Consider the following 12,879-nt stretch of genomic DNA (forward strand, 5'->3'; position numbering starts at 1 on the left):
GCGAGGACCCGCACCCAGCGCGCGCGGGCCAGCTCGGCCGCCAGCTCCGGGACGGCCAGCCGCTGGCGCGGCAGCACGCGGCGGACCCCGAGGCCGGTGAGCCGGGACAGCAACGCCACCGGCCACTCCCGCGAGCGCATGGACAGCGCCCAGCTCCCCGTCACCGTCAGCGCGGTCGCCAGCAGGGAGCTCACCACGCCGAGCACGAAGTCGTCCACGACCGTCTCCTCGTCGTCGTTCCGGCCGTCGTCCGGTGGTCGTTCCGGTCGCGGGTCACCCTCTGCGGGTGGGGAGGTAGGGGAGCAGGCCGCGCAGGACCGTGGCCGCGTGCCGGGCGGCGACGTCGTGGTGATCGTCGTCCTTGTCCTGGTCGGCACTGTCGGAGACGCCGCGTACGACGGCCCAGCCGCGTACGGCCCGCGGCCCGTCCTGCTCGTGGAACGCCTGCGTGAGCCCACCGGCCTCCATGTCCACCGCGAGGATCTTGTCGTTGTACGCCTTCAGGTAGCGGACGATCTCCGACTCCGCGTCCGCGATCACCGCGTCGCCGGAGCCGATCGGCCCGGTGTGCACCCGGAAGCCGCGCGTGACGCCGTCGCCGTCGGTGCCCCGGAACCTGGCCGGCGAGCCGAGGTCGGTGAAGAAGGAGTTGACGGCGTGGCCGACCGGAGCGGGCGCCTCCCGCTCCTCGCCCCTGCGCAGCCGCCCGTCCGGCGTCTCCTTCCGCAGGTCGTAGTAGACGACCCGGGTCGACACGACGACGTCGCCCACCGCGGTGTCCCGGTGCACGCCCCCGGCGATCCCGGCCAGCACCACGATGGCGGGGGCGTAGTGCCGCCGCAGGTGGTCGAAGGCCATGACCGCGGACCGCTGCCCCTGCGACAGGGAGCGGAGCGCGGCGACCCGGGTGACCGTGCCCCGGATCTCCACGCTCCCCTCGAAGAAGGGCAGGCCGCCCGCCGGCGCCCAGTGCAGGCCCAGCACATCCCGGACGGCCCCCGCCTCCTCGCTCAGGATGGTGATGACGCCCACGTCGGCGCGCCGGGCGGGCGGCCGTTCCGGCCCCCGGCCGGAAGGCAGGATGACCGTCGCGCCGCGCCCGACCGCGGACTGGTTGATCTCGGTCATCCCGCCCATGGTGACGACGCCGTGGTTGACGACGCCGTTGGTGCTGTGCGTGTCGGCGTCGCCGTGACTGCCGTTTCCGTTGCCGCTCATCCCTGGTCTCCTTCGCCTGCCGTCGAGTGGCCGGAATGCGCGCCGGTGTCCCGCGAGTCCGCGCGGACCTGCGCCTTGTCACCTATCGCCGACTGCTTGATCTCGGTCTTGCCGCCCATGTTCAGCACGCCGGTGTTGATGATGCTGGCCGCGCGCCTCTCGAACGACGACGTGTCGATCCCGTGTCGCCGCAGGAAGTCCTCGGCCGCCTTGAGCAGGCGCTGCTCGATGAGCTTCACGTGGTCGTAGATCGTGACCTCGTCGAGCTGCGCCTGCTCCCACGGGGTCGACTTGTCCTCACGGACGCTCAGCCGCGGGCCGATCGCCATCCCGCGCCGTGGCCTGAGCAGGCGGTTGCGGCGGGCCCGTACGGCGCCGCCCAGGATCAGCGGCGCCTCGGCCAGCCGCCACACCCGCACCACCTCGGCGGGGAGGCGGAACAGCCCGCGCAGCGTGGAGCGCACCACCGCGCTCGCGCCGCTCTCCGCGAACGCGTCCAGCAGGTGGTACTCGACCGGGGTCCGCGTGAGCGCGCAGGCGGCGAAGTCGAGGCTGAGCGCCCGCCCCTTGACGGTCACCCGGAGGAAGACCGTGGTGACCAGCTCCCCGGTGGCGCTCGCCCCGATCTCCAGGAAGTGGTGGACGTCGTCGTAGGGCTCGTCGATGGTCCGGTCGATGTCGGCCTGGCCGACCGGCCTCCTGAGCCACTCGGCGCGGGGCGGCACGTCGGCCTCGGCGATGTAGAGCCGGTCCCGCACCCTGAAGCCGCGCAGCCCCGTCGGATCGGCGCTGTCCCCCATCGGCTCCATCGCCGTCTTCAGGTACGCGATCAGCTCGTGCGCCCTGAACGGCGGGGACGGGTCCTCCAGCTCCGCCATGGGGGCGTGGCCGCGGATGCCCGTCACGCCGTGCGCCTTCAGGAGCTGGACCGTGAGCGGCGGGAGCCACCGGTGCACCAGCTCGCCGCTGCCCACGAACGGGCTCCCGTCCTCGCCGGCCGGGTCGAGCCCGAGGCGGCGCTTCGCGTCCGTGTCGGGCTCGGGCGGCGTGGGCCTGCGGTAGACCACGTACGGGTGGTCCTGCTGCTCGCGGATGGCCCGCAGCCGCAGCGTGAGCCTCCGGGGCCAGGCCGAGTCCGCCCCGTGGACGCCGTTGAGGCACAGCTGCTGGACCGCCCCCCGGCCCCCCACCACGACGGCTATCAGCAGCGCCAGCAGCCCCGCCGCCCGCGCCAGCTCGCCGAGCGGCACGCGCGCGAACCCGGCCAGCAGCGGCGGCGTCACCGCGAGGGCGAGGCAGCCCGCGCCGCTGAGCCGGAAGAGGCGGACCTGCTCCCGCAGCTCGTCCGAGTCGCTCAGCCACCTCGTCCGCCGCAGCCACCGGTCCGCCGTCGCCTTGGCCCGGAGGGGGAGCACCACCACGGCGCTCCTGGCCGTCACCCCCGAAAGCCACCAGAACCCCAGCCCGCAGGCCACCACGAGGGCGGCGGGCGGCCGGACCGCGAAACCGACGGCGAACACCGCCAGCACCCCCAGATGCTGCACCGTGTCCAGCAACCACGCCAGCCACGCGTGCCCGACCAGGGGGACGAGGTCGAAGCCGTACGACGGCGCGACCATGCGGGCCGTGTCGTTGTGCACCCGCCGGAGCACGACACCGCAGAAGGCCGGGTCCAGGTACACGCCGGCGCACAGGTGGCGGGTGGCGAGGTCCTCCTTCGGCGCTCCACCCTGGTCGTGGCTCCGGCCCCCGACGTGCTCGTACTGGCCGCCGTACTCGTCGTGCCTTTCTCGCGCCGTCCCGGATCGAGCCATGCCGCTCTCCCTAGCCCTGTTTAGGTCCCCTTGACCATAAGTCCGCGAGGTATTTTGAGTCAAGCTGACCTTTAGCTAGAGTGTGCCGATGACGGAAAGGTCGGGCAGGCGCCCGGCGGCGGTGGTCGCGGTGACGGTGGACCTGGTGATCTTCACGGTCCGGCAGGACCGGCTGCACGTGCTGCTCATCGAGCGCGGCAACGAGCCCTACCTCGGCCGGGCCGCGCTGCCCGGCGGGTTCGTCCGCCACGGCGAGACCCTCGACCAGGCCGCGCTGCGCGAGCTGCGGGAGGAGACCGCCCTCGACGGCCGGCAGCTCCACCTGGAGCAGCTCCACGCCTACAGCGAACCGGCACGCGACCCGCGAGGCCGCATCATCACCGTCGCCTACCTGGCGCTCGGCCCCGACCTGCCGCTCCCCGTCGCCGGCACGGACGCCGCCGCGGCCCGGTGGACGTCGCTGTCGTCCGCCCTCGACGGCGGCGTGCCGCTCGCCTTCGACCACGCCGCGATCCTGCGCGACGGGCTGGAACGGGCCAGATCCCAGCTTGAGCACACGACGGTGGCCGCGGCGTTCTGCCCCGAGCCCTTCACGGTCGGCGACCTGCGCCGCATCTACGAGGCGGTGTGGGGCTTCAAGCTCGACCCCAGCAACTTCCGCAGGAAGGTCACGCGGACGGAGGGGTTCCTGGAGCCGACGGGCGATCGCCGCGTCCCCGAGATCGGCCGCCCGGCCGCCCTCTACCGCCGCGGCCCGGCCTCCCTCCTGATCCCCCCACTGCTGCGCACAGGCGACGTCACCCTCCCCTGACCCCCAGAGCCGTCAGCCCCCGCTCCGCAGGGGTGCTGCGGTCCGAGTCGATGCCAGGTGTGGTTCCGTCAGGGGCCGGAGTCACACCTGCGACTGCATGCCGACGGTGTACGAACTGTGCGCGGCGGGTGATCTGCTCCACAACCTGATCGCCGCGCGCCGTGCGGAATTCTTCGGCCGAATGGGTCGCTCGACCGATGCGGCCCAAAGCGCACATCGGAAATCCTCCAATTGCGCGGTGATGTAGGAAGGGCTGCTCGGAGCACCCCGACCGCCATGTGATCGAAGCTCGATCGGAGAAGACTGTGCGTAGAAGACGATCCCCGTGCTTCTGGCCTGGACCAGGGCGCAGCCGGTGAGCGTGCGCCGCACCGAACCCGGTCAAGGTGATGTGGGACAGAGGGAACGCCCCTCCTAACCAACGCAGTGGCGAGTCCTGCAGAAAAGGGGCATACGGCGGCTGGGGCGCTCGCAGGTCCATTGAGCGGCGCCTGTGGCGTGACTGGCCTGGTGTGCGATCTCGTCTTGTGCGGCGAGCACCATCACCAGGGCGACCACCTCGACTCGGGTGATGCTCGGGACCAGGGCCGCCGCGCGTTGGGTTTCGGTCAGCGGGGTGTGCCGTCTGGTCGAGCGCGGCGATCTGCCGCTCGACCAGCGCGGTGACCTCCTGGAGCACGGGAACAATGCCGCGTCGCGGCGCGAACACAGAGTCAGGAGTCACGCATGGCTACAGCGCGGCAGGGTAACGCGGACGAGCGGCAGGACCTGGACGCACACGCGATCGCGGTGATCGTGTCGGCTTCCCTCTGCCTCAGGCCCGGGGGAGTTCTGGCGCCTGCTGTCGGAGGGCGGGGACGCGATCGGCGAGTGGCCGGCCGAGCGCGGCCCGGGCCGGTGGCGCGGCGGCTTCCTGGACGAGGTCGGCGGCTTCGACGCGGCGTTCTTCGGCGTCGCGCCGGACGAGGCCACCGAGATGGACCCCCAGCAGAGGCTCGCGATGGAGCTGGTGTGGGAGGCGATGGAGGACGCCCGCATACGCGACGATCAACTGCGCGGCACCCGTGGCGGCGTGTTCATCGGCGTGATGGGTGACGACTACGCGATGCTCGCGGCGCGGCGCGGGCACACTGGGACGCACAGTTTCATCGGCCTGCACCGGGCCCTCATCGCCAACCGGGTCTCCTGGTCGCTGGGCCTGCGCGGCCCGAGCTACGCCGTGGACGCCGCGCAGGCGTCATCGCTGGTCGCCGTCCACCTGGCCTGAGAGAGCCTGCGCCGCGGCGAGTCGGAGGTCGCCTTCGCCGGGGGCGTCAACCTGATCCTGTCGCCGCAGAGCATGACCGCCGCGGCGGGGCTGGGCGCGCTGTCCGTGCAGGGCCGCTGTGCGGTCTTCGACGAGAGCGCCGACGGCTTCGTCCGGGGCGAGGGCGGCGCGGTCGTGATGCTCAAGCCGCTCGATGCGGCGGTGGTGATGGCCTCGGCGGTCGCCTCCGGGCTGGAACAGGCCGGCCGCCCGGCCGCCGGTGTGGTGCTGCTGGACACGTACGCGGCCGACGCCTCCGCGGCGGACGGCGTGCTCCGCGCGATCTTCCCCGCGATGGCCCGGCGGGAGAGCGATGTCCTGGCCTCCACCGACGCCCGGCTCTCGGCGATGGGCCGATACCTGGAGCTGTTCGCCGAGCCGCAGCAGCCCCCAGTGGCCACGCCCACCCTGGTGGTGCATGCCTCGGAGCCGCTGCGGGACGCGTCGGGCCAGTTGGTCGCCGACGGTGACTGGCGGACGGGCCGGCCGCAGCCGCATACCTCGTCCAGGTGCCCGGGGACCACTTCACGATGCTGGAGGAGCACGCGGGAAAGACCGCGGAGGTGGTCCAAGACTGGCTGGCCGCTCTGGACTGACCGGCACCCGGGCTCAGGCCAGGCTTCCGGTCCACGGTTCGCCGCCATTCTGCCGGAAGGGCTGGCGGTGGCGACTGTCGCGGCCCGGCTGGCGGACTTCGAGAGAGCGAGGACGGTCCTGGCCGAGCCCGCTCGCCTGCGACTGACTCCGCCCCTTGATCGCGACATGGCCATGTCCGGCTTTTAGTAAGTGATTGGCTGCGCTTGGTCATAGCCTCAGGTGGCGGGGTAGTGCCCGATCATGCGGAGGGCGACGACGAGAGGGCGCAGGGCCGCGGCCCTGCTGCTGGGCGCCGTCGCGCTCCTTCCCGCCGCGTGCGGGTCCGGTGGCGACGAGGGCGTGCCGCTGGTCAACCTCTACAACGCGCCGCAGGAGAACCTCGAGGCCATCGTGGCCCGCTGCAACGACCTCGCCGCGGGCCGCTACCGGATCCTGCTCAACACGCTGCCGCGCGACGCCGACGGCCAGCGTGAGCAGCTCGTGCGGCGGCTCGCCGCGGCCGACCCCGGGCTGGACGTGCTCGGGCTCGACGTCACCTGGACCGCCGAGCTGGCCGAGGCGGGCTGGATCCGGGAGTGGACCGGCGACCACGCCGCGCAGGCGCGCGAGGGGACGCTGGCCAAGCCGCTGGAGACCGCCGTCTGGCAGGGCAAGCTGTACGCGGCGCCGTACAACACGAACGTCCAGCTCCTGTGGTACCGCTCCGACCTGGTGCCCAGTCCGCCGCGGACGTGGAACGAGATGATGGCGGTCGCCGCCGAGCTGGCGGCGCGGGGCAAGCCGCACTACGGCGAGGTGACCGGCGCCCAGTACGAGGGGCTCGTCGTCTGGTTCAACAGCCTGGTCGCCTCGGCGGGCGGGCAGATCCTGAACACCGGCGGCACCCAGGTGGCGCTGGGCCCGCCCGCGCTGAAGGCCCTCGACGTGATGCGCGCCTACGCCACGTCCAAGGCGGCCGACCCGTCGCTGCCCAACACCCAGGAGGACGCCGCGCGGCTCGCCATGGAGGGCGGCCGGGCGGCGTTCGAGGTGAACTGGCCGTTCGTGTACGCGTCCATGGCCGCCAACAAGCCTGACATGCTGCCCGTTTTCAAGTGGGCGCCCTACCCGGGCATCGACGGGGCGGGAGCCTCGCCGCTCGGCGGCGGGAACTTCGCGGTGAGCACCTACTCCGAGCATCCGGAGGAGTCGTTCCAGGCGGCACTGTGCCTGCGCGACCCGGCCAGCCAGCTCACCGCCGCGGTCAAGGACGGGCTGCCGCCCACGATCGAGTCGGTGTACAAGGACCCCGCCATGGCGGAGCCGTATCCGATGCGGGACGCCATCCTCGACGCGCTCAAGACGGCCGCGCCGCGGCCGAAGACGCCGACCTACCAGAACGTGTCCACCATGATCTCGGCCGCTCTCTCGCCGCCCGCCGAGATCGATTCGCCCGTCACGCTCGCCGAGCTGCGCGAGCAGATCTCCGCCGCGCTGCAGAGCAAGGGGGTGCTCCCGTGACCACGCCCGCTCCGGCCACGCGCCGGGCGCTCACCGAGGGGCAGCGCTCCGAGCGGCGGCTCGGACTGTGGCTGTGCGCGCCCGCCGCGCTCATCATGGTGCTGGTCACCGGCTGGCCGATCGTCTACTCGGTGCTGCTGTCGCTGCAGCGCTACGACCTGCGCTTCCCGGATGACAGGGCGTGGGTGGGACTGTCCAACTACGCGGTGGTGCTCACCAACGAGTTCTGGTGGAGCGCGTTCTGGGTGACCCTGGTGATCACCGTGATCAGCGTCTCGATCGAGCTGGTGCTGGGCATGCTGCTCGCGCTCGCCATGTACCGGGCGATCGTCGGGCGCGGGCTGGTGCGCACGGTGGTGCTGATCCCGTACGGCATCGTCACGGTGGCGGCGGCCTACGGCTGGAAGTACGCCTGGACGCCCGGCACCGGCTGGCTGGCCGCCATGCTCCCGGAGGGCACGGCGCCGCTCACCGACCGGGTGTCCGCCATCGCCATCATCATCCTGGCGGAGGTGTGGAAGACCACCCCGTTCATGGCGCTGCTGCTGATGGCCGGCATGGCCGTGGTGCCGGAGGAGCTGCTGCGCGCCGCGTCGATGGACGGCGCGACGCGCTGGCAGGGGTTCGCCCATGTCCTGCTGCCGCTGATGAAGCCGGCGATCCTGGTGGCGCTGCTGTTCCGCACGCTGGACGCGTTCCGCATCTTCGACAACATCTACGTGCTGACCAACGGCTCGCAGAACACCGCCTCGGTCTCCATCACCGCCTACCACAACCTCATCGGCGGGCTGAACCTCGGCATCGGCAACACCATGTCCGTCCTCATCCTGATCAGCGTGGCGATCATCGCGGTCGTCTTCATCGTGGGCTTCGGCACCGCCGCGCCGGGAAGCGGGCGATGATGGAGCGTCCCGACCGCAAGCGCGTGACCAGCTGGGTCGTCATCAACACGGTGGTGGTCCTCTACGCGATGATCCCGGTGCTGTGGATCGCGTCGCTGTCGTTCAAGGACCCGAGCACGTTCACCGACGGCTCGTTCATCCCGCGCAAGTGGACCCTCGACAACTACGCCGGCATCTTCGAGAACGACGACTTCGTGCGCGGGCTGGTCAACTCGATCGGCATCGGCCTGATCTCCACGTTCGTGGCCATCGTGTTCGGCACCATGGCGGCCTACGCCATCGCCCGCCTCACCTTCCCGGGCAAGCGGCTGCTGATCGGCGTCTCCCTGCTGATCGCGATGTTCCCGCAGATCTCGCTGGTGAGCCCGCTGTTCCAGATCGAGCGGGCCCTCGGCCTGTTCAACACCTGGCCGGGCCTGATCCTGCCGTACATCACGTTCGCGCTGCCGCTGACCATCTACACGCTGTCGGCGTTCTTCCGCGAGATCCCCTGGGAGCTGGAGAAGGCGGCCAAGATGGACGGCGCCACGCCCTTCCAGGCGTTCTGGCAGGTGATCGTGCCGCTGGCGGCGCCGGGCATGGTGACGACCGCGATCCTGGCGTTCATCTTCTGCTGGAACGACTTCCTCTTCGCCATCTCCCTCACCTCGTCGAACGCGGCGCGGACGGCCCCGGCGACGATCTCGTTCTTCACCGGCAGCACGCAGTTCGAGGACCCGACGGGGTCCATCTCCGCGGCGGCCGTCGTCATCACGATCCCGATCGTGATCTTCGTGCTGTTCTTCCAGCGCCGGATCGTGGCCGGCCTGACGTCAGGAGCCGTGAAGGGGTGAGGCCACACCATGGCTGAGATCGTGCTCGACCAGGTCACCAAGAGATACGCCGACGGCACGGTGGCCGTCGACAACTTCGACGTGCGAATCGCCGAGGGGGAGTTCATCATCCTGGTGGGCCCCTCGGGCTGCGGGAAGTCCACGACGCTGAACATGATCGCCGGCTTGGAGGACATCACCGAGGGAGAGCTGCGCGTGGACGGCCGGCGGATGAACGACATGGCGCCGCGCGACCGCGACATGGCGATGGTCTTCCAGTCGTACGCGCTCTACCCGCACATGACGGTCCGCGAGAACATCGCCTTCCCGCTCAAGCTGGCCAAACTCGACAAGGCGGTGGTCGACGAGAAGGTGGAACGGGCGGCCGCGCTGCTGGACCTCACCCCGTACCTCGACCGCAAGCCGGCGGCCCTGTCCGGCGGGCAGCGCCAGCGCGTAGCGATGGGACGAGCGATCGTGCGCAGCCCCAAGGCGTTCCTCATGGACGAGCCGCTGTCCAACCTCGACGCCAAACTGCGCGTGCAGATGCGCACCTCCATCTCGCGGCTGCAGAAGAGCCTCGGCACCACCACCGTGTACGTCACGCACGACCAGACCGAGGCGATGACCCTGGGCGACCGGATCGTCATCATGCGGGCCGGCGTCATCCAGCAGGTCGGGCCGCCACAGGAGCTGTACGACCACCCGCGCAACCTGTTCGTGGCCGGGTTCATCGGCTCGCCGTCGATGAACTTCCTGCCCGCCGAGGTGACCGGTGACTCCCTGCGCACGCCCATCGGCGACATACCGCTGGAGGGCCGGCTGCGCCGCGCGGTCGGGGGGCGCGGACGCGACATCGAGGAGGCGCCCGGAGAGGCGCCCGGAGAGGCGCCCAAAGAGGTGATCGCGGGCATCAGGCCGGAGGCGTTCGAGGACGCGGCCCTGGTGCACGAGCGTGCGGGCGGCAGCTTCACCGGCACCGTGGACCTGCTGGAGTCGATGGGGCCGGAGAAGCTCGCGTACTTCACGCTCGACGCCCGCGCCGTCGTCCACTCGGCGCACCTGGAGGAGGTGGCCAAGGACGCGGGCAGCGATGAGGCGGGCGGCGGGTTCCAGCTGGTGGCGCAGCTCGACCCCAAGTCGGGGGCGCGCCGTGGGGAGCCGCTGCGGCTGTGGTTCGACTGCGAGGCCGTTCACCTGTTCGACCCCGAGAGCGGCGAGAACCTCACCGAGCGCGCCTCCGGCTGACCTCAGGTCGAGGGTGCGGTGGTGCTCCCGCCAGCCTGACTCGATCTCCTGACATCCCGCTTACGGCCCGCGGGTCAGACTGGCGGCGTCGCACCACGACGGTTCAGCCCAGAGGTCCATGACCCGCCCGATCGCTAGACAGACCGGAAGACGACGGTGGATCGCATGAGTACGGCACTACGCACGGCACTGGTGGAGATAGTCGTCCCTGTCCACAACGAGGAGCGTGCCCTGGCGGCGAGTGTCGGGCGATTACACGCCTACCTCACCGAGAGCTTCCCCTACGACTTCCGTATCACGATCGCCGACAACGCCAGCACCGACGGGACGTGGCCGATCGCGCGCGACCTGGCGGCGCGGCTGCCGAACGTGCGCGCCGTGCACCTCGACGAGAAGGGGCGCGGCCGGGCCCTGCGCCGGGTGTGGTCCGGCAGCGACGCGGACGTGCTCAGCTACATGGACGTGGACCTGTCGACCGGGCTGGACGCCTTCCTGCCGCTGGTGGCCCCGCTGCTGTCCGGCCACAGCGACCTGGCGATCGGCACGCGGCTGGCGCGCGCCTCGCGGACCGTGCGGGGTCCCAGGCGGGAGTTCGTCTCCCGTTGCTACAACCTGATCCTGCGCGCCATGGGCGCGGGCTTCTCCGACGCCCAGTGCGGCTTCAAGGCGGTGCGCGCCGACATCGCCCAGGCGTTGCTGCCGGAGGTCGAGGACGAGCAGTGGTTCTTCGACACCGAGCTGCTCCTGCTGGCCGAGCGGAACGGCATGCGCATCCACGAGGTGCCCGTCGACTGGGTGGACGACCCGGACAGCCGGGTGGACATCGTGCGGACGGCGATCGACGACCTGCGCGGGCTGGCCCGGGTGACCCGCAAGGTCCTGTCGGGCGCGGCCCGCGTCCCCGTGCCGCCGTCGGTCGAACGGGCGCGGATGCCCGAGGGCATGGGCAGGCAGTTGCCCAGGTTCGCGGCGGTCGGCGTGGTCAGCACGCTGTCCTACCTGCTGCTCTACACGTTGCTGCGCGCGGTGTTGACGCCTTTCGCGGCCAACGCCGTCGCGCTGCTCGTGACGGCCGTGGCGAACACGGGCGCCAACCGCCGTTTCACCTTCGGCGTGACCGGCCGCGCGGGTGTCCTGCGCCACCAGGCCGAGGGAGCGGTCGCCTTCTTCGTGGGCCTCGCCCTGAGCACGGGGGCGCTGGCCCTGGTCCCGGCGGGCGCCTCGCACGCGGTCGAGCTGGGCGCCGTCGTGGTGGCCAACGCGATGGCCACGCTGGTGCGGTTCATGTTGTTGCGCGTGTGGGTCTTCAATCCGAAGCGGAGGCGTAAGTGAGCACCACCCTGACCAGGCCGCTGCGCGGCGCCCCGGAGGATCCGCGCTGGTCACGGCCGGCGCTGCTGGGCCTTCTGGCGGTCGCTCTCGTGCTGTACGCCTGGGGGCTGCGGGGCTACGCCAACGAGTACTATTCCGCGGCCGTCCTCTCGGCCACGCAGAGCTGGAAGGCGTTCTTCTTCGGCGCGCTCGACGCCGGGAACTTCATCACGGTCGACAAGCCCCCGCTCGCGCTGTGGGTGATGGCGCTGTCGGCGCGCGTCTTCGGCTTCCACACCTGGAGCCTGCTGCTGCCGCACGCGCTGGCGGGCGTGGCGACGGTCGCGCTGGTCTTCTCCACGGTACGGCGAGGGCTGGCGGGCCGGGTCGAGGCCGGGCAGGCCCACGCGGCGGGTCTCGTCGCCGCGGCGGTCATCGTGCTGACGCCCGTCACCGTCGCGATCAACCGGGACAACACCCCCGACGCGCTGCTGGTGCTGCTGCTGGTGCTGGCGGTGCGGGCCTGCCTGGAGGCGGTGCGCGGCGGGCGGCTGCGCCACCTGCTGCTGTCGGCGCTCTTCGTCGGGCTGGCGTTCAACGCCAAGATGCTCCAGGCGTACCTGATCGTGCCGGCGCTCGCCCTGGCCTACCTGGTGTGCGCGAGGACCTCCGTCGGCAGGCGGGTGGCGCACCTGCTGGCGGCGGGTGGCGTGATGCTGGTCTCCAGCCTGTGGTGGATGGTGGTCGTCGACCTGTGGCCCGCCTCGTCGCGGCCCTTCATCGGCGGCTCGACCAACAACACCGTGCGCGACCTGGTCATCGGCTACAACGGGCTGGCCCGGCTGCTGGGGGAGGGGTCGAGCGCGCCGGGCGGAGCCACCTTCGGCGGGCCCGCCGGGCCGGAGCGGCTGTTCAACGCGTTCAACGCGGGCCAGATCTCCTGGCTGCTGCCGTTCTGCGCGCTGGCGCTGGTCTTCGCCGCGGTCCAGGGGCTCAGGCGGCGACAGGAGGCGGACGGCGCGGACGGCGCGCCCGGCGTGCCCGCGCAGCCCCTGGCCGCCTGGCTGGTCTGGGGCGGCTGGCTGGTCGTCCACTACGTGGTGTTCAGCTTCTCCGCCGGCACCTTCCACCCCTACTACACGACCGCGATGGCGCCCGCCGTCGGCGCGATCACGGGGATGGGCGGGGTGCTCATGTGGCGGGCCTACCGGGAGTCGCGTGCCTGGAGCTGGGTGCTCCCCACGGCGGTGGCGGGCACCGGGGTCTGGGCGTTCGCGGTGCTGCGCCGCACACCGGACTTCGTCCCGTGGCTGGCGTGGGCCGTGCTGGCCGGGGCCGTCGCGGCGGCGCTGGGGCTGGC

At 71.7% G+C, this 12,879-nt stretch carries 10 protein-coding genes and 2 pseudogenes; 9 read left to right on the forward strand and 3 right to left on the reverse strand.

Annotation, left to right across the window (positions count from 1 at the left end; genetic code table 11):
* From DQW85_RS17285 to DQW85_RS17295, 3 genes and pseudogenes are all read right to left on the reverse strand, one after another.
* A pseudogene (locus DQW85_RS17285) lies at nt 1–218 on the reverse strand (hypothetical protein); the annotation flags it as partial.
* Between the two features lie 55 nt (nt 219–273).
* Complete coding sequence (locus DQW85_RS17290; protein WP_113701335.1) at nt 274–1,218, reverse strand: 5'-methylthioadenosine/S-adenosylhomocysteine nucleosidase family protein; 945 nt, start codon at nt 1,216–1,218, stop codon at nt 274–276.
* Nucleotides 1,215–3,032: a hypothetical protein gene (locus DQW85_RS17295; RefSeq protein ID WP_113701336.1), complete on the reverse strand. Its 1,818-nt coding sequence runs from the start codon at nt 3,030–3,032 to the stop codon at nt 1,215–1,217. The genes DQW85_RS17290 and DQW85_RS17295 overlap by 4 nt, the downstream gene beginning before the upstream one ends.
* An 88-nt stretch (nt 3,033–3,120) precedes the next feature.
* Between DQW85_RS17295 and DQW85_RS17300 the strand changes: the two genes are divergently transcribed.
* From DQW85_RS17300 to DQW85_RS17335, 9 genes and pseudogenes are all read left to right on the forward strand, one after another.
* A complete protein-coding gene (locus DQW85_RS17300; protein ID WP_113701337.1) occupies nt 3,121–3,843 on the forward strand; it encodes an NUDIX hydrolase in 723 nt (240 codons plus the stop codon).
* A 97-nt stretch (nt 3,844–3,940) separates the two neighbouring features.
* Nucleotides 3,941–4,090, forward strand: a complete 150-nt coding sequence (locus DQW85_RS44550) for a hypothetical protein (RefSeq protein ID WP_162795067.1) — start codon at nt 3,941–3,943, stop codon at nt 4,088–4,090.
* A gap of 558 nt (nt 4,091–4,648) precedes the next feature.
* Nucleotides 4,649–5,932, forward strand: a pseudogene (locus DQW85_RS45890) (beta-ketoacyl synthase N-terminal-like domain-containing protein); the annotation flags it as partial.
* Nucleotides 5,933–5,986: 54 nt separating this feature from the next.
* On the forward strand, nt 5,987–7,246 hold the full coding sequence (locus tag DQW85_RS17310; RefSeq protein ID WP_113701338.1) for an ABC transporter substrate-binding protein: 1,260 nt from the start codon (nt 5,987–5,989) through the stop codon (nt 7,244–7,246).
* Nucleotides 7,243–8,148: a carbohydrate ABC transporter permease gene (locus DQW85_RS17315; protein ID WP_240197241.1), complete on the forward strand. Its 906-nt coding sequence runs from the start codon at nt 7,243–7,245 to the stop codon at nt 8,146–8,148. Before DQW85_RS17310 ends, DQW85_RS17315 begins: the two co-directional genes overlap by 4 nt.
* On the forward strand, nt 8,145–8,981 hold the full coding sequence (locus DQW85_RS17320) for a carbohydrate ABC transporter permease (protein ID WP_113701339.1): 837 nt from the start codon (nt 8,145–8,147) through the stop codon (nt 8,979–8,981). Before DQW85_RS17315 ends, DQW85_RS17320 begins: the two co-directional genes overlap by 4 nt.
* Before the next feature lie 9 nt (nt 8,982–8,990).
* The gene (locus DQW85_RS17325; RefSeq protein WP_113701340.1) at nt 8,991–10,208 is read left to right on the forward strand and encodes an ABC transporter ATP-binding protein; all 1,218 of its coding nucleotides are present in this window, start codon (nt 8,991–8,993) and stop codon (nt 10,206–10,208) included.
* Between the two features lie 165 nt (nt 10,209–10,373).
* Nucleotides 10,374–11,540 carry a bifunctional glycosyltransferase family 2/GtrA family protein gene (locus DQW85_RS17330; protein WP_113701341.1) on the forward strand — a complete coding sequence of 389 codons (1,167 nt, stop codon included), beginning with the start codon at nt 10,374–10,376 and terminating at the stop codon, nt 11,538–11,540.
* A partial coding sequence (locus DQW85_RS17335) for a glycosyltransferase family 39 protein (RefSeq protein ID WP_240197242.1) occupies nt 11,537–12,879 on the forward strand: 1,343 nt, incomplete at its 3' end. The genes DQW85_RS17330 and DQW85_RS17335, both read left to right, overlap by 4 nt.

It is taken from the genome of Nonomuraea lactucae, from assembly GCF_003313395.1.
Classification (GTDB): Bacteria; Actinomycetota; Actinomycetes; order Streptosporangiales; family Streptosporangiaceae; genus Nonomuraea; species Nonomuraea lactucae.